Origin of the sequence: Nonomuraea sp. NPDC001831 (genome assembly GCF_042892035.1) — a bacterium.
GTDB lineage: Bacteria > Actinomycetota > Actinomycetes > Streptosporangiales > Streptosporangiaceae > Nonomuraea.
Genome location: NZ_JBIATU010000008.1, coordinates 100,865 through 120,919 on the forward strand (window position 1 = coordinate 100,865; position 20,055 = coordinate 120,919).

General features: G+C 71.5%; 13 protein-coding genes. 7 read left to right on the forward strand and 6 right to left on the reverse strand.

All coding sequences use genetic code 11. The features are described from left to right. Window positions 1–58 precede the first annotated feature (58 nt). The gene (locus ACFYYW_RS25785; protein WP_387652228.1) at window positions 59–1,690 is read right to left on the reverse strand and encodes a dolichyl-phosphate-mannose--protein mannosyltransferase; all 1,632 of its coding nucleotides are present in this window, start codon (window positions 1,688–1,690) and stop codon (window positions 59–61) included. A gap of 79 nt (window positions 1,691–1,769) precedes the next feature. Between ACFYYW_RS25785 and rsmI the strand changes: the two genes are divergently transcribed. Next, window positions 1,770–2,612 (forward strand): 16S rRNA (cytidine(1402)-2'-O)-methyltransferase, encoded by an 843-nt coding sequence (gene rsmI, locus ACFYYW_RS25790; protein WP_387652230.1) that lies wholly within the window; start codon window positions 1,770–1,772, stop codon window positions 2,610–2,612. Between the two features lie 5 nt (window positions 2,613–2,617). After that, the gene (locus ACFYYW_RS25795) at window positions 2,618–4,195 is read left to right on the forward strand and encodes a dolichyl-phosphate-mannose--protein mannosyltransferase (protein ID WP_387652232.1); all 1,578 of its coding nucleotides are present in this window, start codon (window positions 2,618–2,620) and stop codon (window positions 4,193–4,195) included. Here the strand turns inward: ACFYYW_RS25795 and ACFYYW_RS25800 are convergent. After that, window positions 4,131–5,618: a hypothetical protein gene (locus ACFYYW_RS25800; protein WP_352330687.1), complete on the reverse strand. Its 1,488-nt coding sequence runs from the start codon at window positions 5,616–5,618 to the stop codon at window positions 4,131–4,133. The genes ACFYYW_RS25795 and ACFYYW_RS25800 overlap by 65 nt on opposite strands. 160 nt (window positions 5,619–5,778) lie before the next feature. On the opposite strand from ACFYYW_RS25800, the gene ACFYYW_RS25805 reads away from it, so the two are divergent. Both ACFYYW_RS25805 and metG read left to right on the forward strand, forming a co-directional pair. Next, a complete protein-coding gene (locus tag ACFYYW_RS25805; RefSeq protein ID WP_352330688.1) occupies window positions 5,779–6,999 on the forward strand; it encodes a glycosyltransferase in 1,221 nt (406 codons plus the stop codon). Between the two features lie 119 nt (window positions 7,000–7,118). Beyond that, window positions 7,119–8,900 carry a methionine--tRNA ligase gene (metG, locus tag ACFYYW_RS25810; protein ID WP_387652235.1) on the forward strand — a complete coding sequence of 594 codons (1,782 nt, stop codon included), beginning with the start codon at window positions 7,119–7,121 and terminating at the stop codon, window positions 8,898–8,900. Here the strand turns inward: metG and ACFYYW_RS25815 are convergent. Both ACFYYW_RS25815 and ACFYYW_RS25820 read right to left on the reverse strand, forming a co-directional pair. Then, on the reverse strand, window positions 8,845–10,074 hold the full coding sequence (locus tag ACFYYW_RS25815) for an FAD-dependent monooxygenase (protein ID WP_387652237.1): 1,230 nt from the start codon (window positions 10,072–10,074) through the stop codon (window positions 8,845–8,847). The two genes, metG and ACFYYW_RS25815, sit on opposite strands and share 56 nt — an antisense overlap. Window positions 10,075–10,164: 90 nt before the next feature. After that, on the reverse strand, window positions 10,165–13,455 hold the full coding sequence (locus ACFYYW_RS25820) for an ATP-binding protein (RefSeq protein ID WP_387652239.1): 3,291 nt from the start codon (window positions 13,453–13,455) through the stop codon (window positions 10,165–10,167). Window positions 13,456–13,473: 18 nt separating this feature from the next. On the opposite strand from ACFYYW_RS25820, the gene ACFYYW_RS25825 reads away from it, so the two are divergent. Further along, a complete protein-coding gene (locus tag ACFYYW_RS25825; RefSeq protein ID WP_387652241.1) occupies window positions 13,474–14,328 on the forward strand; it encodes a TatD family hydrolase in 855 nt (284 codons plus the stop codon). A gap of 177 nt (window positions 14,329–14,505) precedes the next feature. Then, a complete protein-coding gene (locus ACFYYW_RS25830; protein ID WP_352321945.1) occupies window positions 14,506–15,342 on the forward strand; it encodes a ubiquitin-like domain-containing protein in 837 nt (278 codons plus the stop codon). Between the two features lie 145 nt (window positions 15,343–15,487). Here the strand turns inward: ACFYYW_RS25830 and ACFYYW_RS25835 are convergent, their stop codons facing one another. Both ACFYYW_RS25835 and ACFYYW_RS25840 read right to left on the reverse strand, forming a co-directional pair. Beyond that, window positions 15,488–16,717 (reverse strand): FG-GAP-like repeat-containing protein, encoded by a 1,230-nt coding sequence (locus ACFYYW_RS25835; protein WP_387652243.1) that lies wholly within the window; start codon window positions 16,715–16,717, stop codon window positions 15,488–15,490. Continuing rightward, on the reverse strand, window positions 16,714–18,993 hold the full coding sequence (locus ACFYYW_RS25840; RefSeq protein WP_387652245.1) for a protein kinase: 2,280 nt from the start codon (window positions 18,991–18,993) through the stop codon (window positions 16,714–16,716). Before ACFYYW_RS25840 ends, ACFYYW_RS25835 begins: the two co-directional genes overlap by 4 nt. Window positions 18,994–19,040: 47 nt before the next feature. Here ACFYYW_RS25840 and rsmA point away from each other — a divergent pair, with 47 nt between their 5' ends. After that, on the forward strand, window positions 19,041–19,901 hold the full coding sequence (gene rsmA, locus ACFYYW_RS25845) for a 16S rRNA (adenine(1518)-N(6)/adenine(1519)-N(6))-dimethyltransferase RsmA (RefSeq protein ID WP_387652247.1): 861 nt from the start codon (window positions 19,041–19,043) through the stop codon (window positions 19,899–19,901). Window positions 19,902–20,055 lie beyond the last annotated feature (154 nt).

The window sequence follows — 20,055 nt, forward strand, 5'->3', positions numbered from 1 at the left end:
TATTGGGTCTTGCACAGCGACTACCCTACGAAACCGATGTTTACCTACAGTGAGCGGGTCAGATCCATCGTTTGTCGAACAACATCCGGGCCTTCCACTCGGTGTAGGGGATCACTTCGGCGGACAGGATCGGGTGCAACCACCAGAAGTTGATCAGTGCGAGCAGCGCGTACGCGCCGACCACCGCGGCCCCCAGCGTACGGCGCATCGGCATGGCCCCGCTCTCCGTCGGCGTGGCGGGCCCGATGAGCAACCCGGCGCACAACGTCAGCGCCAGGATCATGAACGGCACCATGGGGATCGCGTAGAACAGGAACATCGTGCGGTTCTCGGAGATGGCGAAGTAGAACCAGGGCAGCCAGCCCATCGCGTACGCCAGCAGCACCGCCCCCGCCCGCCAGTCGCGCGAGGAGACGTACCAGGCGATCAGGGCCACCAGCGCGGCCAGCGCGCCGAACCAGATCACCGGCGTGCCCACGCCGAGCACCGCCTCCGAGCAGTCCTTGGCCCCGCACACGTTCTGCTTGCCCTCGTAGAAGAAGGCCACCGGACGCAGCAGCAGCGGCCACTGCCACGGCTCGGACATGTACGGATGGGACGTCTCCAGCCCGTTGTGGAAGGAGAAGACCTGCCACTGGTACTGGATCCATGAGCGCATGGAGTCGAACAGGAAGAAGAAGGGGCCGGAGGAGGTGGCCTGGTCCCAGTTGCGGCCGTAGCCGTTGGCGGAGGCGAACCAGCCGGTCCAGGTGGCCATGTAGGCCACGAAGGGGATGACGGTGAAGGAGAGCAGGGCGTGGGGGAGGTCTTTGTTCCAGGCTCCGGCGTAGGGGCGTTTGAGTCCGATGGCTCGGCGGGCGCCGAAGTCCCACATGAGGGACATGATGGCGAAGGCGACGGCGAAGGCGAGTCCGGACCATTTGACGGACATGGCGAAGGCGAGGCAGACGCCGGCGGCCAGGCGCCAGGGCCGGGCTCCGAGCCAGGGGCCGTGGGGTGAGACGGGTGAGTTCTCGTACCAGGCGACCAGCCGTTCGCGGGCACGGTCGCGGTCGACCACCAGGCAGGCGAACGCCGCCAGCACCCAGAACATGAGGAACACGTCGAGCAGCGCCGTGCGCGAGAGCACGTAGTGGAGGCCGTCGAGGGCCAGCAGCAGGCCGGCGAAGCAGCCCAGCAGCGTGGAACGGGTCATCCGGCGCGCCACCCGCGCCAGCACGAGGATCGACAACGTGCCGATCAGCGCCGCGGCGAACCGCCAGCCGAACGGGTTGAGCCCGAACAGCCACTCACCGGCGCCGATCATCCACTTGCCGAGCGGCGGGTGCACCACGTACGAGGCGCACTTGTCGAGCGTCTCCTGCGTGCACGACTGCCAGATGCCGGTCTTCCCGGCCAGGATCGCCTTGTCCGCGTCCTTGATCGTGACGCGCTCGACACCCCAGTTGATCAGGGAGAAGGCGTCCTTCATGTAGTAGGTCTCGTCGAAGACCACGGCCCGCGGGTGGCCCAGGTTGACGAAGCGCAGGATGCCGCCGAAGAGCGTGACCAGCAGCGGGCCGACCCACCCCCACAGGACGCTGCCACGCATGGGGGGGATCACCCGGTCACGCAGGGACCGCGTCTGCGATTGGCTCTCGCCGACCTCCGGGTTGTCGTAGGCCTGGTACGGGGAATCGGTCACCGCCATTCGGACATCGTACGGGCCCCAAGCCGTTAGGTACTGCAAGAATCACGGTCTAATTGGTATGCCCTGCCACAATGGTCGGGTGACTGGAGAAGGCAGGTTGGTGCTGGCCGGAGCCCCCATCGGTCAGGCGGGTGACGTCTCGCCGCGGCTGCGGGAGGTGCTCGCCGGCGCCGACGTGGTGGCCGCCGAGGACACCAGACGGCTGCGCAGGCTCGCCACCGAGCTGGGCGTGGAGATCAGCGGCCGGGTGGTGTCCTACTACGACCAGAACGAGGCGGGCCGCGCCCAGGAGCTCGTCGAGGCGCTGAGACAGGGCCGCACGGTCGTGGTCATCACCGACGCCGGCATGCCCGGGGTGTCCGACCCCGGCTACCGCCTGACCCACCTGGCGGTCGAGGCGGGCATCACGGTGACCGCGCTGCCGGGGCCGAGCGCCGTCACCACGGCCCTCGCCGTGTCGGGGCTGGCCAGCGACAGGTTCTGCTTCGAGGGCTTCCCGCCGCGCAAGACCGGCGACCGGGCGCGGCGGCTGTCCGCGCTGGCGGCCGAGGAGCGGACGATGGTCTTCTTCGAGGCCCCCCACCGGCTGGCCGAGTCGCTGGGCGCGATGGCCGAGGCGTTCGGGCCCGACCGGCCCGCCGCCGTCTGCCGCGAGCTGACCAAGACGTACGAGGAGGTGCGCCGCGGCGGTCTCGGCGAGCTGGCCGAGTGGGCCGCGGGCGGCGTCAGGGGCGAGATCACCGTGGTCGTCGCGGGCCGCGTGCCGGGGGCGGGCGAGCCCGACATGGACGAGCTGGTCGCCGAGGTCGACCGCCGGGTGGCCGAGGGCGAGCAGCGGAAGATCGCCATCGCCGACGTGGCCAAGGGCGCGGGTGTGCCGAGACGCGAACTTTATGACCTGGTGCACAAACGCATAGGGTGATCGACATGGGGGAGACGGCACGACGGCTGGTCCCGCCGTTCCAGGGGCGGCCCCTCTTAGGCTGGGCGGGGCCGCTGCTGGTCGCCCTCTTCGGCGGGCTGCTGCGGTTCGTCCGCCTCGGTGAGCCGAAGGCCGTCGTCTTCGACGAGACCTACTACGCCAAGGACGCCTGGTCCCTGCTCAGGTACGGCGTCGAGCGGGCGATGCTGGGCGACGCCAAGAACCCGATCGCCGACCGGCGGCTCATCGCCGGGAACCTGGACATCTTCCGCCAGTGCCCTCAGTCGTCCGACTGCGCCTCGTTCGTCGCGCATCCGCCGCTGGGCAAGTGGATGATCGCCTCGGGGGAGTGGCTGTTCGGGATGAACCCGTTCGGCTGGCGGTTCGCGGCGGCGCTGATCGGCACGTTGTCGATCCTCGTGCTGGCGCGGGTGGCGCGCCGGATGACCCGTTCGACGCTGCTGGGGTGCCTGGCGGGGCTGCTGCTGGCGCTCGACGGCCTGCATCTGGTGCTGTCCCGTACGGCGCTGCTCGACGTGTTCCTGATGTTCTGGGTGCTGGCGGCGTTCGCCTGCCTGGTGGTCGACCGCGACCGTGCCCGTGAACGGCTGGTCGCCTGGTACGAGAACTCACCCGTCTCACCCCACGGCCCCTGGCTCGGAGCCCGGCCCTGGCGCCTGGCCGCCGGCGTCTGCCTCGCCTTCGCCATGTCCGTCAAATGGTCCGGACTCGCCTTCGCCGTCGCCTTCGCCATCATGTCCCTCATGTGGGACTTCGGCGCCCGCCGAGCCATCGGACTCAAACGCCCCTACGCCGGAGCCTGGAACAAAGACCTCCCCCACGCCCTGCTCTCCTTCACCGTCATCCCCTTCGTGGCCTACATGGCCACCTGGACCGGCTGGTTCGCCTCCGCCAACGGCTACGGCCGCAACTGGGACCAGGCCACCTCCTCCGGCCCCTTCTTCTTCCTGTTCGACTCCATGCGCTCATGGATCCAGTACCAGTGGCAGGTCTTCACCTTCCACAGCGGGGTGCACGAGTACCACCAGTACATGTCCGACCCCTGGACCTGGCCGCTGCTCGTGCGGCCGGTGTCGTTCTACTACCCCGCCGACGTGCCGCCGTCGGCGTGCGGGGCCTCGGCGTGCGCGCAGGCGATCCACGGGGCCGGCACCCCCGCCCTGTGGTTCGGCGCGCTGCTCGCGCTGGCGGGCACGGCCGTCCTGTACGCCAGGAGACGCGACTGGCGGGCCGGGGCGGTGCTGCTGGCGTACGCGATGGGCTGGCTGCCCTGGTTCTACTACGCCCTGGCCGACGACCGCACGATGTACCTGTTCTACATGCTGCCGGTGGTGCCGTTCATGGTGCTGGCGGTCGTGCTGATGGCCGGGCTCGTGCTCGGCCGGGCCGACGCGCCGCCCACGCGCAGGGCCGTCGGGGCGGCGTTCGTGGGCGCGTTCGCGATGATCGTGCTGATCAACTTCTGGTGGCTGCAGCCGGTGCTCACGGCCGAGACGCTCACGCAGACACAGTGGTGGGCTCGGATGCTGATGCGCTCTTGGGTGACCGCCGCCCCCAAGTGACGCCCTTGCGCAGCGTGATGGCCGCCGCGATGCAGGCCAGCGGGACGGCCGGCAGCACGTAGCGGTAGTCGAACTCGGCCGTCGCCGCCGGGGCCAGCAACAGCCCGAACGCCCCCAGCCAGGGCAGCGCCACCGGGCCGCCGAACCGGCGCCAGCGGACGACGATGCCGTACAGGCCGATCAGCATGATGCCGCCGAGCATGATGCCGCGCAGGTAGAAGATCTTCTGGTAGCCGCTCATGATGTCCGCCCACGGGTGGACGATCCTGGTCTCGGGCGGGCCCTGCTCGTAGCTGAACGCGTCGGTGTCGGTGTGGCCGCCCCCGTAGGAGGACCACTTCGGCAGGCGCTTGGGCCGCCCGGTGTCGTCCACCTCGTAATAGGGCCTGAACTGGTACATGTTGTACGTCGACTCGTCCGGGAAGCGCGGCCGTCCCCAGTGGAAGGAGCGGAAGAAGTCGCGCGCGACCACCTTCAGGTAGTCGCCCGGCTGGGACAGGATCGCCCGCGTGGCGAACGCGCTGGCCGCGTCGTTGGTGATGCCGCTGAACTTCTTGTTGATGCCCCACCGGTGGAGGACCTCGCCGGTGCCCGTGCCGTCGCCGTTGCCCTGGCCCCACAGATACCACTGTGCGTAGTCTTTGCGCTGGTTGACCGGGTCGTTGATGCACAGCAGGAGGAGCTGGACCTCCTTGTACTTGTCGATCTTCATCTCGTTGCAGTCGGCGAAGATCGCGGTACGCATGTAGAGGATGAGCCCGTCGCTGTTGGTCATCGCGAATTTGCCGTAATTTGTAGAAAACCACCCCATATAGCTGAGAACGGGAACCGCGCACGCCGCGATGACCGCCACGATGGGCCGCCACCCCGTGCGCTGGACGATCAGGTAGAGCACCACGAGCCCGAGGATCGGCATGCCGATCGACCGGGTCAGCCAGGTCAGCGCGAGCAGCAGCCCGACCACGATCCCGGCCCGCCACGACAGCCGCCGCTTCCACAGCACCAGCGTCACCACGCCCACGACCAGCAGCGTGAACAGGGTGTCGGACATGACCATCTGCTCGAGCTGGATCTGGTAGGCGTCGAACAGCACCGGCGCCGCCGCCAGCGTCGCCCCCCACTTGGGCAGCGCGAACTTGCAGCGCAGCAGGGCGTAGATGAGCGCGGCCGCGGCCAGGCCCATCAGGTGTTGCGTGAAGATGGCCAGCGTGAAGCTGTGGAACGGCTTGAGCAGCATCAGCCAGAAGCTGTAGCCGTCGGGCCTGATCGGGTGGGGCCTGGGGTGCAGCGCCACGTTGACGTACTCGTAGGAGTCGTTGAACCACATCGCCGGGCCGTAACCGAGCATGGTGATCAGCCGCAGCACGGCGCCGACGCCGAAGGCCACGGCGAACACGCGATGACGGCGCACGAAGGACAGCACGCGAGCTGCCCGGCCAGGAGCGGAGTGGTCCACAGGGGTAATCTCCGCGACGCTCACCATGCTGTAAAGAATGCCAGTCGTTTTTAGGTCTTGACCCGAGCACGCCGGGCACAGGGCATGATGGTTCACTGGAAGAGCCTTATTACTGAAGGGTTGAGACGTGGAACTGACGGTGGTCATGCCCTGCCTCAACGAGGCGGAGACCGTGGAAGTCTGTGTGCGCAAGGCATTGGCGTGCATGGAGGAGCACGGAATCGAAGGGGAAGTCCTGATCGCCGACAACGGCAGCACGGACGGCTCGCAGCAGCTCGCGCGTGATGCCGGTGCCCGTGTCGTCCACGTCGACGAGAAGGGCTACGGCAACGCCCTCATGGGCGGCATCCGCGCCGCCCGCGGCAAGTACGTGATCATGGGCGACGCCGACGACTCCTACGACTTCACCTCGTTGCTCCCGTTCGTCGAGCAGCTCCGCGACGGCGCCGACCTCGTGATGGGCAACCGCTTCAAGGGCGGCATCGCCCCCGGGGCCATGCCCCCGCTCCACCGCTACCTGGGCAACCCGGTGCTGTCGTTCATCGGCCGGCTGTTCTTCCCGTCGGCCATCGGCGACTTCCACTGCGGCCTGCGCGGTTTCCGGCGCGACTCGATCCTGCGCCTCCACCTCCAGACCGGCGGCATGGAGTTCGCCTCCGAGATGGTCGTCCGCTCCACGCTGTCCGGCCTCGACGTGCGCGAGGTGCCCACCACGCTCTCGCCCGACGGCCGCTCCCGCCCGCCCCACCTGCGCTCCTGGCGCGACGGCTGGCGCCACCTGCGCTTCCTGCTGCTCTACAGCCCCAAGTGGCTGTTCTTCTACCCCGGCGTGTTCCTGATGGTCCTCGGCCTGGTCGCGGGCACGGCGCTGACGTTCGGGCCGGTGGAGATCGGCGAGCTGGCCTTCGACGTCGACACCCTGGTCGGGTCGTCGGCGCTGGTCGTGATCGGCTTCCAGGCGGCGCTGTTCGCGGTGTTCACGAAGGTCTACGCGGCCGAGGAGGGCTTCCTGCCCGAGTCGCGGCGGATCCGGAAGATCATCGACATCGTCACCCTGGAGAAGGGCCTCGTGGTCGGCGGCCTGCTGGCGCTGGCCGGTCTGGTCGGCCTGGTGATGTCGCTGGTCCACTGGCAGGTGCGCAGCTTCGGCGCGCTCGACCCGCGCGAGTCGCTGCGCATGGTGGTCCCGGCCGCCACGGCGCTCGTCATGAGCTTCCAGACGATCTTCGCCTCGCTGTTCATCAGCATCCTCGGCATCCGCCGTACCAAGGAGAGCTCGATCGACGTGGCCGCCAAGGCGGCCGAGGAGGCCGCTGAGGCGGTCTCCCTGGAGAAGTCCAAGAGCTAGGGTCCTCCGCGTCCCGGTGGGAGCCGGCGCCGGCCATGTGCCGGCGCCGGCTTCCGTCTTTCCGCGTGGGGGTTGGGGGTTTGGACGAGGAGCGGGGCCGGGCCCCGTAGGCTAAGCACATGTCCCAGCACATCTTGACCGCCGTCGCGTGGCCGTACGCTAACGGCCCCCGCCACATCGGGCACGTCTCGGGTTTCGGCGTGCCGTCCGACGTCTTCAGCCGCTACCAGCGGATGGCGGGCAACAAGGTGCTGATGGTGTCCGGCACCGACGAGCACGGCACTCCGATCCAGGTGCAGGCCGACAAGGAGGGCGTCAGCGCCCGCGAGCTGGCCGACCGGTACAACAGGGTGATCGCCGAAGACCTGACCGGTCTCGGGCTCTCCTACGACCTGTTCACCCGGACCACGACGAAGAACCACTACGCCGTCACGCAGCAGATCTTCAAGGGCCTCTACGACAACGGCTACATCTTCCCCAAGACCACGATGGGCGCGATCTCGCCCTCGACCGGCCGTACCCTGCCCGACCGCTACATCGAGGGCACCTGCCCCATCTGCGGCTACGACGGCGCGCGCGGCGACCAGTGCGACAACTGCGGCAACCAGCTCGACCCGATCCAGCTCATCAACCCCAAGAGCCGCATCAACGGCGAGACCCCCGTCTTCGTCGAGACCGAGCACTTCATGCTCGACCTGCCCGCCTTCGCCGAGGTCCTGGGCTCCTACCTGCAGTCCAAGCAGGGCGAGTGGCGGCCCAACGTGCTGAAGTTCGCCCTCAACCTGCTCGGCGACCTCCAGCCCCGCGCGATCAGCCGCGACCTCGACTGGGGTGTGCCGATCCCGCTGGAGGGGTGGCGCGACCAGCCCAACAAGCGCCTGTACGTGTGGTTCGACGCGGTCATCGGCTACCTGTCGGCCTCCATCGAGTGGGCCAGGCGCTCCGGCGACCCCGACGCCTGGCGCCAGTGGTGGCAGAACCCCGACGCCCGCGGCTACTACTTCATGGGCAAGGACAACATCGTCTTCCACGCCGAGATCTGGCCGGCGATGTTGTTCGGCTACAGCGGCATCGGCGCACGCGGCGGCTCGCCCGGCGAGCTGGGCGCGCTCGACGTGCCGTCCGAGGTGGTCTCCAGCGAGTTCCTGACGATGGAGGGCAAGAAGTTCTCCTCCTCCAGGCAAGTAGTAATTTACGTGCGCGACTTCCTGGCGCGTTACGACGCCGACGCCCTTCGCTACTACATCGCCGTGGCCGGCCCCGAGAACCAGGACACCGACTTCACCTGGCAGGAGTTCGTCAACCGCAACAACGGCGAGCTCGTCGCCGCCTGGGGCAACCTGGTCAACCGGTCGATCTCGATGGCGTCCAAGAACTTCGGCGTCGTGCCCGAGGCCGGCGACCTGACCGACGCCGACCGGGCCATGCTGGAGCGCTCGCGCAACGCGTTCGCCCCGGTGGGCGCCGAGCTGGGCAGGTCGCGGTTCAAGAACGCGATCACCGAGGCGTTCGACGTCGTCCGCGAGGCCAACAAATACCTGGCCGAGCAGGAGCCCTGGAAGCTCAAGGACGACACCGAGCGGCAGAAGTCGATCCTCCACGTCGCCCTCCAGGTCGTCGACGACGCCAAGACGATGCTCACGCCGTTCCTGCCGAGCTCGTCCAACAAGGTCTTCTCGATGCTCGGCGGCCAGGGCGTCTGGTCGGGCATGCCGGAGATCCGCGAGGTCGACGAAGACGGCGGCACCCCCTACCCCGTCATCACCGGCGAGTACGACGGCGCCGCGCGCTGGGAGCACCGGCCGATCAAGCCGGGCACCCCGCTCGCGCCGCCCGTGCCGCTGTTCAAGAAGCTCGACCAGAAGGTCGTCGAAGAGGAGCTGGGCCGGCTGGCCGACTGAGGCCGTAGTCCTTGAGCGTGATGGCGGAGGCGGTCTTCCTGACCGACTTCGCTATCACGCCCTTCCACGGCAGATACGGCATGATCTTGTAGTTCTGGTTCATGAACCAGGCCATCAGCCGGTTCTCCGGCACCATGAACTTGCTGACGCCCACGGCCGACTTCTGGCAACCGGTGGCGTAGGCGCGCACCTCCTGCTCGTAGCGGGCGAACGCGGTGCGGTGGTCGCCGCCGGCCGCGGCCAGCTCGCCCGCCAGCACGTGCGCGCCGACCAGCGCGAGGCCCGTGCCCATGCCCGACAGCGGCGACGGGCAGCAGGCGGCGTCGCCGATCAGCACCACCCGGCCGCGCGACCACGAGTCCAGGTGCACCTGGCTGGTCGAGTCGAAGTAGAAGTCGTCCGCGTCCCACATCCTGCGCAGCAGCTTCGGCGTCTCCCAGCCGACCCCCCGGTACGCCTCGGCCAGCAGCTCCTTCTGCCGGGTCACGTCCCTGCGGTCGTGCTCCAGCGGCGGTGAGCCGAAGTAGAACATGGCCTTGGCCTCGGTGTTGTTCCTGGCGCTGTAGAGGCCGACCGTCTTGCCGGGCGTGCTGTGGAGCAGGCCCGTGTGGTCGAGGCCCAGGTAGTTGTCGAGGGTGAACACCGCGCAGTAGAGCCCGAGGTGGCTGGTGACGGCCTCTTCCGGCGCGTCGAAGGCCAGCGAGCGCACGTTGGAGTGCAGGCCGTCCGCGCCGACCACGAGGTCGAACCTGCGCGTCGCGCCGCGCTCGAACGTCACCGTCACCTCGTCCGCGTCCTGGGCGAGGGAGGTGATGGAGTCGCCGAAGACGTACTCGGCGCGGTCCTTGGTGGCGTCGTACAGGATGCGGGCCAGGTCGCCGCGGAGGATCTCGACGTCGCCGGAGAACAGGTCGCCGGGCACGGAGGCGAGCTTCTTGCCGGACTCGTTGACGTACGACATGTCGCCCATGTGCGTCTGGAGGCGCTCGACGTCGGCGAGGATGCCGAGGGCGCGCAGCGCGGTCATGTGCGCCTCGCCGCGGAAGTCGACGGAGTAGCCGCCCTCACGCAGGGTGGGGGCGCGCTCGACGACGGTGACGCGGTGGCCGGAGCGGAGGAGGTGGAGGGCGAGGGCGGGGCCGGCGACGCTCGCGCCGGAGATCAGGATGTCCATGCCCGAGAGCCTGCCGGGCCCCGCTCACCGCCCCCTCACCCCACGCTCACCGCCACCCCGGCCCCGCTCACCGCCTTCTTTGCCCGGGGCTCAGGCCGGGTCGTGGAGCGGGAAGTCGTCGAGGGAGTGCAGGGGGGAGGCGTCGATGACCGCCGCCGGGACGCCGGCCAGCATGAGTGCCTCCCGGTGGGAGAGCCGCACGCCCGCGCGCCGCGCCCCCGCGTACGCCTGCTCGCCCAGCGCCTCGCGCAGCCGCCGCGACAACCCGGCGACGTGCTCGTCCTCGGGCACGTCGATGCCGCGGATCGCGACGGCGGCGCCGAGCAGCGTGGCCGCGGCCGCCGGATCGTCGTCGAAGGCCAGCACCGCCAGCGCCTCGATCGCCCTGACGCTCTCCGACAGCGCGCCCGACGTGACCGTGCTCTCCATCGCCCGCAGGTAGGAGGCCCGCGCCCCGGCGGTGTCGCCCTCGGCCGCGGCCAGCCGTCCGAGCCCGACGAGCAGCCGGGCCATGTTGCCGGACGTCTTCACCCAGACCGGGTCGGACCGGCGCAACGCATCCTCGTAGAGCTCCCGCGCCCGGGCCAGGTCGCCCTCGCGTACCGCCACGTCGCCCATGCCGCGCAGGGCCGCCGGCAGGATCGCGCCGCCGGTACGCCCGGCCAGCTCCGCCGCGCGCTCGTAGTCGGCCCGCGCGCCGGCCAGGTCGTGCCGGATGCGGTAGTCGCCCCGGTTGCAGTAGTGGTCGGCCAGGTCCTCCTCCGCGCCGAGCTGCTCGGCCAGCGTGATGGCCTCCTCGGTGCGGGCCAGCGCGGTGACCTCGTCGCCGCACGTACTGGCCAGCCAGGCCAGGGCGTCGAGCGTCATCGCCGAGCCCCAGCGCTCGCCGAGGCCGCGGAAGCCCTGGAGGGCCGCCTTGAGGTCCGCCTCGGCGGCGGCGAACTCGCCCGCCGCCATCCGCGGATAGGCCCAGATCAGCCGGGTGGCCGCCGTCTCCCACGCGTCGGGGCCGCGCTCGCCGCGCCGGATCAGCGCGATCGTGACGGCGGGGTCGACCGACGCCGAGGTGACCATCGGCCACAGGCAGGTGACGACCGGGTTCCGCAGGCCGTCCGCCGCGATCATGGTCTCGGCGACGTCCTTGTGGCGCTCCCACAGCTCGCGCCGCCCGCTCGCCGCGGTGAGCAGGGTCAGCAGGTACGCGTCCCCCAGCGCGGGATCGGGCCGTGGACCGGCCGCCTCCAGCAGGGCCGCCGCGGCCTTGGCGGGAACCGTGCGCATGCCGCGCATCCACAGCGAGAACGTCTGCGCGGCCAGCAGTCGCATCCCGAGCGCCACCTCGCCCTGCTCCACCGTCCAGCGCAGCGCCGCCTGGAGGTTGTCGTGGTCGGCCGCGAACCGGGCCAGCCACGGCAACTGCTCCGCGCCCCGCAGGCGAGGGTCGCCCTCCTCGGCCAGGGCCAGGAAATACGCGGCGTGCGCCCGCCGGAAGGTCGCGGCCTCCTCGCCGAGCCGGTCGGCGCAGAACGCCCGGATCGTCTCCAGCATGCGGTAGCGGCCGCCCGACACCTCCAGGAGCGACTTGTCGGCCAGCGAGTCGAGCAGGTGCTCGGGCAGGCCGCAGACGGCCGCGGCGGCGGCCGCGGTGGCCCCGCCGGAGAAGACGGTCAGGCGCATGGCCATGGCCTGTTCGGGCTCGGTGAGCAGCTCCCAGCTCCAGGCGACGACCGCGCGCAACGTCTGGTGCCGGGCGTCGGCCGTACGGCTGCCGCGCAGGCTGAACCGGCCCTGACCGGCCAGGCGTTCGGCCAGCTCGGCGGCCTCGTGCGTACGCATGCGGGCGGCCGCCAGCTCGATGGCCAGCGGGAGGCCGTCGAGCGCGGCGCAGATGCGTTCGACCGGCTCACCGGGGGTGAAACCGGGACGTACGGCTTTGGCCCGGTCGGTGAAGAGCGTGCGGGCGTCGGAGGGGGTGAGGGGGCGTACCGGCCACAGGTGTTCGGGGGTGATCGCCAGCGGCTCGCGGCTCGTGGCCAGCACGCGTAACGCCGGGCACGCCGACAGCAGCCGCTCGGCCAGGGCCGCCGCCTCGCCGACGACGTGCTCGCAGTTGTCCAGGACCAGCAGGGCCGGCCGATCGGCGAGCACCGCGACCAGGCGGGCCAGCGGATCCGGCTCACCGGACGCGCCCAGCGCCGCGGCCCCCAGCAGCGCGCCGTCGCGTACGCCCAGCGCGGCGAGGACCGCTCGCGCGAGGTCGGCCCCAGGGCCGAGCGGAGCCAGCTCGACCAGGACGGCGTCGCGGTGGTCCCTGGCGAGCTCGACCGCCAGCCGGCTCTTGCCCGCGCCGCCGGGGCCGAGCAGCGTGACGAGACGGGCGGCGGCCAGCAGCGCCCGGACCTCGGCCAGGTCGCCGTCGCGGCCGACGAAGCTGGTGAGCCTGCCGGGCAGCGGCACCGCCGCTGTGCCCGTCACGACCCGGGACGCCGACGCCGGAGCCGGAGCCGGAGCCGGGGGCGGGGGCGGGGGCAGGGACGGGGGCGGGCTGGTCGCGCCGCGCAGGAGAGATCGGTGCAGGGCGGCGAGTTCGGGGGAGGGGTCGGCGCCGAGTTCCTCGGCCAGCAGCCGCCGGGTCTCCTCGTAGAGCACCAGCGCCTCGGCCGGCCTGCCGTCGGCGCGCAGCGCCCGCATGAGCTGGCCGCGCAGCCGTTCGCGCAGGGGGTGGCGCTGGACGAGCTCGCCCAGCTCGGGGATGACGCCCTGGTGGCCGCCGCAGCGCAGGTCGGCCTCGATGCGGTCCTCCAGCGCGGCCAGACGGCGTTCCTCCAGCGGCGCGCCGTGCACGGGGTCGAGGTCGGCGAAGGCGGGCCCCCGCCAGAGGGCCAGCGCCTCCCGCAACAACTTCCCGGCCAGCACGGCGTGGGCTCTGTCGATCTCGGCCGGGCCGGCGTCGGCCCGGTCGGTGTCGGCCCGGTCGGTGTCGGCTCTGACGGTGTCGGCTCTGACGGTGTCGGCTCTGGCGGCGTTCGCCCGGTCGGCGGGGTGGTGGCCGAGGAGGGCGGCGCGGCCGGTGTCGGCGAGGTGCAGGAAACGGCCGGCGTCGAGGTCGTCGGGGGCCACCGGCAGCCGGTAGCCGGCGGGGGTCAGCTCGACCGGGATCCCGTCGCCCCGCAGGCGGGAGACCTGGGAGTGCAGGGCGTGCTGGGCGTTCTTCGGCGAGCGGTCGCCGTACAGGAGGTCGACGAGGCGGTCCTGGCTGACGATCTCGCCCGGCCGGACGAGCAGCAACGCCAGCAGCGCGCGCCTGGCCGGACCACCCAGGGGTACGTCGACGCCGGCCGCGTCCCATGCCCGGGTGCTGCCGAGAATGCCGAAGCGCATGGAGGCTACTTTAGATGCGTGAGCAAGATTCCCGCCGCGCCCGAGCCGCTTTCCGCACCGGTGTTCGACAGCCACTGCCACCTGGACATCATGGTCGGCAACAGGCAGGCGTCCTCGGGCGACCCGGTGGCCCAGGCCGCCCAGGCGGCGTCGGCCACCGTACGGTCCATCCTGCGCGACGCGCGCGAGGTCGGCGTGACCAGGCTCGTCACCATCGGGTACGACCTGCCCTCCTCGCGGTGGAACGCCGAGGTGGCGGCCGAGCAGGAAGGCGTGTACGCCGGGGTCGCCATCCACCCCAACGAGGCCCACGAGGCGACCCCCGAGGTGCTGGCCGAGATCGAGGCGCTGGCCGGGCGGGCCGACGTCCGGGCGGTGGGGGAGACGGGCCTCGACTACTTCCGCGACTGGGCCGGCAAGGACGACCAGCACGCGAGCTTCCGCGCGCACATCGAGATCGCCAAGCGCACCGGCAAGGCACTGGTCATCCACGACCGGGACGCGCACGACGACGTCCTGAAGGTGCTGGCCGAGCAGGGGGCGCCGGACAGGGTGGTGTTCCACAGCTACTCAGGCGACGCCGAAATGGCGAAAAAGTGCGCGGAAGCCGGATATTTCATGTCTTTCTCCGGTCCCGTCACCTACAAGAACGCCGGCTACCTGCGCGAGGCCGCCGCCGTCGCCCCGATGGAGCTCATGCTCGTCGAGACCGACGCCCCGTACCTGCCGCCGGTCCCGTACCGGGGCAAGCCCAACGCCCCCTACCTCATCCCGCTCACGCTGCGCTGCCTCGCCGAGGTCAAGGGTGTCCATCCGGACGAGTTGTGCGCGGCGATCAGCACCAACGGAGTCACGGTCTTCGGCGAGTGGTGACCATCTTTCGGTGCTGCTTTTCGCTGGTTTTCGTGAAGCGGCGGAGGCGGGCGCGCGGCCGCCGCTAGCGTTCGGGCGGTCCCTGGCCGTTTCCGGAGGTGGTTCGTGCGAGGCAGGAGGCGTGCGCCGCGTCCGCGGATCCCCTGGCGTTCTCCGTGGACGCCGGTGGTGTGCGTCGTGGGTACGCTGGCCGCCGGCCTGCTGGTCGCGGCTTCGTACCTGGTCAAGGACGTCGTCGTGGTCGTCGACGGCACGCCGGTCGCGATCCGCGGCTTCGCCGCGCGGGTGGCCGACGCGCTCGGCGAGGCGGGCGTGTCCGTGGGGCAGGGCGACGTCGTGCGTCCCGCGCTGAGCGAGGCCGTCGCCGACGGCTCCACCATCGAGGTGCGCCACGCCCGCCTGGTCACGCTGACCCTCGACGGCCACACCACGACCCACCTGGTCACCGCCACCAACGTCCGGGACGTCCTGGCCGAGCTCGACGTCGAGGCGGCGGCCGGCAGCCTGTCCGCGCCGCCCGGCCGCCCGGTGCCGCTGTCGGGCATGTCGCTCACGGCCTACACCGAGCGCAGGGTCTACGTGGTCGCGGGCGCCACCCGGCTCGCCGCGCGTACCACGGCGCGTACCGTCCGGCAGGTGCTCAGGCAGGAGCGCGTCGTCGTCCGGCGCGGGTCCATGGTGCGTCCGCCGCTCGGCAGCTTCCCCGAGGACGGGACGGTCATCACGGTCATGCCGCCGCGAGCCGTACAGATCCCGTGGGAGGTGACCCGGCTCGACTGGCGGGCGCTGGCCGACTGTGTGGCGCGTGGCGACCCCCAGGCGTACAACCCCGACGGCCCCTACTACGGGATGTACCAGTTCAGCCTGCCCAGTTGGCAGGCGGTCGGCGGCGTCGGCCTGCCGAGCGCCTGGCCGGAGGAGGAGCAGACCTACCGGGCGCAGCTGCTCTACCAGCGGGTCGGCGGCCGGTGGCAGACCCAGTGGCCCAACTGCGGCGACCGCCTGTTCACCTGACGCCACTGTGTCCGGGCCCCTGCCGCCCACGCCGGGCCCCTGCCGCCCACGCCGGGGCCGTGCCGCCCACGCCGGGGCCGTGCCGCCCACGCCGGGGCCGTGCCGGGGGCCCGGCTCGTTCAGCGGGGCCCGCTCGCCGGCCCGCTCACCCGGCCAGTGAGGTGCCGAAGTCGGTGCCCTTGGGGGGTTGCACCGACTGCACGTCGTCGGCGTTGCGCGGCGCCACCGCGACCTTCCCGTACGGCGGCCCGTCCGGCTGGCCCACGAAGAGCTTGTTCCCGCTGAAGGCCACCGACCAGCCGAACAGCCCTTCGGCCGTGGCGAGCTTCCGGTCGTCGGCCGGGTTCTTCCACGAGAACACCTGGACGCCGCCGCCGTAGGGCGCGCCGACGGCCAGCCTGCCGTCCGACGAGGCCGCCATGGAGAAGCCGAACGCCTGCCTGCCGCCCTGCTTCAGCATCCTGGTCTGCTTCCTGGCCGGGTCGAGGAGCTGCACGTAACCGGGGCCGGGCGCGCTGACCGCGTAACCGTTGCCCTCGGCGTAGGCGACCGCGTAGCCGTACCGGTCGCCGGAGGCCTTGGTGGGCGAGTCGAGCTTCAGGCTCACGATCCGGGGAGCCAGCACGTCGTCGATGAAGACCACCGACCCCGAGTCGATCTTGCCGGCCTGGACCTGCCGTCCCGCGCCGTCGTCGTTCTCGTACGGGACGCCCACGACCAGGCCGTTGCGCGGTCCGATCGCCAGCGACCAGCCGAACTGGTCGCCGACCTCGCTGTTGCCGCGCACGTCCACGGTCTCCTGGCTGATCCGGCGCAACGCGCCCGAGCCCTGGCGCACGTAGACGGCTCCGGCGTCCTCGATCTGGCCGTCGTCCTCGTAGGGCGCGCCGATCGCCGTCAGTCCGCCCCTGGCCGCCAGCGACCAGCCGAAGTGCGCGAACCGCTGCGGCTGCGGGGCGGTCAGGCGTTGCGGGGGCGCCGCCTTGCCGCCGTAGACGACGTAGACGCTGCCCGCGTCCTGCTCGCCGTCCACGTCCGCGAAGGGGGCGCCGATCAGCAGGTCGGCGCAGGAGTCGCCGTTGACGTCGGCCATCCGTACGGCCCAGCCCAGCCCGTCCCCCTTGACCGGCCCCGGCACGGCGACAGGGGTCACCTTGGCCCCCGACAGCAGGTGGACCGACCCCTTCTGCCCGTCGCCGAACGGGTCGCCCACGGCCACGTCGTCCGCGCCGTCACCGTCGAAGTCGGCCGCTCCGGCGCAGGCCGCCGCCGACGCGGCGGCGGGCGCCGGTGCCAGGACGCCGCCGGCGGCGAGCAGGACGGCCATCGCCACCGCCTTGAATGCGCCGGCGGGGAGCGTTCGGACGGGGCTCACAGGGCGACCTCGATCTGTCGGCCGTTCTCCAGCACGGTCGCGGACATCTTCACGGGCCTGCGATAAGGCGCCAGGTCGAACACGAAGGCGCCGTCCACCCGTCCGCCCGGCTGGAGGGCCGGGGGCAGGGTGACCGGGGCGGGGGCGTGCTCGCCGCCCTTGTCGTCGACCATGGTGACGACCGGCCGGACGAGCCGGCGGGGTTCACCGCCTGGATTGATCACGGTCCAGTGGACCACGCAGAGCTGCCCCTTCGTGGTGGTTTGCCCCTCGAACTCCTTCAGCCCGCACTCCGGCGCCTCCGGCACGACCACGACCGGGTCGTCGAAGTTCCCGCCCAGCGCGAACCTGCGGCCCACGTCGCCCGCACGCGGGTTCGTCACGGCCTTGGAGGGGGTGTTGGAGGTGGCGACGGAGGAGGAGTCGCGGCCGGAGTTCACGATCAGGACGGTGACGGTGACCACGATCGCCAGGACGGCGGCCGCGGCGGCGATCAGCCAGCGGGTGCCCTTCGTACGGGTGCCGCCCAGCGTGTCCGGTTCGTCGGGGGCGTACGTCAGGGCGCCCGGGTCCGTGCCCCCGCCGCTCCAGGACCCGTCAACCGACCGGGAGCCGGCAGCGGATCGATGCTCGGCGGCGGATCGGGAGCCGGTGAAGGGCCGGGACTCGGTGGCGGGCCGGGTATCGGTGGCGGGTCGGGTCTCGGGGGTCGGCCGGGCCCCGGGGGCGTCGGCGGTTGGCCGGTACTGGTTGGGGGGCCGGGAATCGGTGGGAGGCTGCGACTCGGTGGGGGGCCGGGACTCGGCGGTCGGTCGGGGCCGTGCCGGTTGGCCGCCCGAGGCGGCCTGCCTGCGTGCCAGTTGGCGGGCCTGCTCAAGCTGGCGCTCCTGCTCCTGGCGGCGGGCCTGCGCCTCGGCCTCCCAGCGCGCCAGCTCCTCGCGGGCGGCCTGCTCCTCGCGCCGCGCCAGCTCCTCCGGGGACGCCTGCCGCGCCCCCGCCTGCCCGCCCGCTAAGTCGGCGGCCCCTCCAGAAGCGTTCCGAACATCGGACCCGGCACCCGCCCCGAACGCCCCGGGCACCTTGGGCCGCCCCGCCCCCGCTCCTGGCCGCGCCGCCCCCGCTCCGGGACCTGCACCTGCTCCGGGCCCTGGCCCTGCTCCGGGCTCTGAGCCCGCTCCTGCCCCGCCTCTTGCCCCGCCTCCGGGCCCCGAGCCTCCTCCGGGCCCCGAGCCCGCTCCGGGCCCTGAAACCCTTCCCGAACCCGCGGCACTCCCGGGGCCGGGGTTGCGCGCGCCCGTGGCGTCGCTCGGCGGCGGGGTGGTGAACGTGGCCGTGATGTCCGGCTCGTCCACGACGTTCTGCGGCGGCTCCCAGTCGGTCAGCATCTCGGTGGCGACCAACGTGGGCGGATTGTCGGCGATCGACGGAGTGCTCCCGCCCACCAGCGCGATCAGGAGCTCCTGGGCCGTGGGCCGATGGGCGGGATCCATGGCGGTGGCACGGCGTACCAGCTCGTTGAGCGGCGCGGGAAGCGCGCCCAGCTCGGGCGGCGTGTTCAGCACGCGGGTCGCCATCGTGATGGGATCGCCCCGCCCGAACGGATGCCGCCCGTTGCCCGCGTACGCCACCAGGCACCCCCAGGCGAAGATGTCCGCCGCCGGGGACACCAGCTCACCCCGCACCTGCTCAGGAGCCCACCACCCGGGGCTGCCCAGCAGTTCCCCGGAGAGCGTGAACCCGGTCTCCCGGTCCAGCGCCCTGGCGATCCCGAAGTCGATCACCCGCGGCCCGGACAACGACAGGATGACGTTCGCCGGCTTCAGATCCCGATGCACCAGCCCGGCCACATGGATCGCCGCCAGCGCCGCGGCGACCCCGAGCGCCACGCCGTGCAGCGGCCCCGGGTCGAGCGCCCCGAAAGTCACGATCTGGTCGGAAAGGGGAGTGCCCGCGATGTACTCGGTCACCATGTACGGGCGTCCGTCCCCGGTGTTGCCGTTGTCGAGCACCTGAGCCGTGCAGAACGACGCCACCCGGCGCGCGTTGTCCACCTCGGCGTGGAAGCGGGCGGCGAACCCCTCCTGGTTGGCGAACTCCGCCTTCACCACCTTGAGCGCGACGAACCGCCCCGTCGGGGCCCTGGCCAGGAAGACGGTCCCCATGCCGCCTTCGCCGAGCCGTCCGAGCAGGCGGTAGGGCCCGATCTCCCGCAGATCGGTCGGACGGAGCGGCGCGGCGCCCGTTGGCTCCATCAGGGACGTCCCTTCCTGTTCCACGCCATCCTCTCCTTAGGTCTCCCCCATCCGCCATCGCAGGTTCTTCGATGCGGGAGACTGGTTGGATGATGAGGCTGTTGGGCCCTGCAGAAATACGTATTTTGGCGAACAAGCTAGATCTTCGCCCCACGAAAAAGCTAGGCCAGAACTTCGTGATCGACGCGGGGACCGTCCGGCGCATCGTCCGCGTGGCCGACCTGTCGGCCGACGACGTGGTCATCGAGGTCGGGCCCGGCCTCGGCTCGCTCACCCTGGCGCTCCTTCCCGAGGCCGCGCACGTGGTGGCCGTCGAGATCGACCCGGTCCTGGCCACCCAACTGCCCCTCACCGTCGCCGAGCGCGGCCCGTCCGACCGGCTCACGGTCGTCAACGCCGACGCCATGAAGATCTCCCTCGACGACCTCGCCGGTCACGACCCCACGGCCCTGGTGGCCAACCTGCCGTACAACGTTGCCGTCCCCGTGGTGCTCCACCTCCTGGAGACACTGCCCTCGCTGCGCAAGGGCCTGGTCATGGTGCAACTGGAGGTGGCCGACCGCCTCGCCGCCGGTCCCGGCTCCAAGGTGTACGGCGTGCCGTCGGTCAAGGCCGCCTGGTACGCCGACGTACGCCGGGCGGGCCCGGTCGGCCGTACGGTGTTCTGGCCCGTCCCCAACGTCGACTCCGGCCTGGTCTCCCTGACCCGCCGCGAACCCCCCGCCACCACGGCCACCAGGGAAGAGGTCTTCGCCGTCGTGGACGCCGCATTCGCCCAGCGCCGCAAGACCCTGAGGGCGGCGCTGGCGTCCTGGGCCGGCAGCCCGTCCCAGGCGGAAACAGCACTGAGAGCGGCCGGCGTGGACCCCTCGGCCAGAGGCGAACAACTCACCATCGACTCCTTCGCCCGAATAGCCGAACAGAAGCCCTAACCCAACCCCCACCCTCAAAGCCCACCAGAGCACCCCCTCACCCCCCAGGGCTTTGGCGTCCCGCGACTCTTGGGGGCTCCGCCACCTCACGGCCCTTCACCCCGAGCGCTCCAGCGCCGCACCGACGTCAGAGCCTCACCACGTCACGGCTCGG

Coding starts and splice junctions, on each gene's coding strand:
- ACFYYW_RS25785 (WP_387652228.1), bottom strand. CDS start 1,690: ATGGCGGTGACCGATTCCCCGTACCAGGCCTACGACAACCCGGAGGTC.
- ACFYYW_RS25795 (WP_387652232.1), top strand. CDS start 2,618: ATGGGGGAGACGGCACGACGGCTGGTCCCGCCGTTCCAGGGGCGGCCC.
- metG (WP_387652235.1), top strand. CDS start 7,119: ATGTCCCAGCACATCTTGACCGCCGTCGCGTGGCCGTACGCTAACGGC.
- ACFYYW_RS25815 (WP_387652237.1), bottom strand. CDS start 10,074: ATGGACATCCTGATCTCCGGCGCGAGCGTCGCCGGCCCCGCCCTCGCC.
- ACFYYW_RS25820 (WP_387652239.1), bottom strand. CDS start 13,455: ATGCGCTTCGGCATTCTCGGCAGCACCCGGGCATGGGACGCGGCCGGC.
- rsmA (WP_387652247.1), top strand. CDS start 19,041: ATGCGGGAGACTGGTTGGATGATGAGGCTGTTGGGCCCTGCAGAAATA.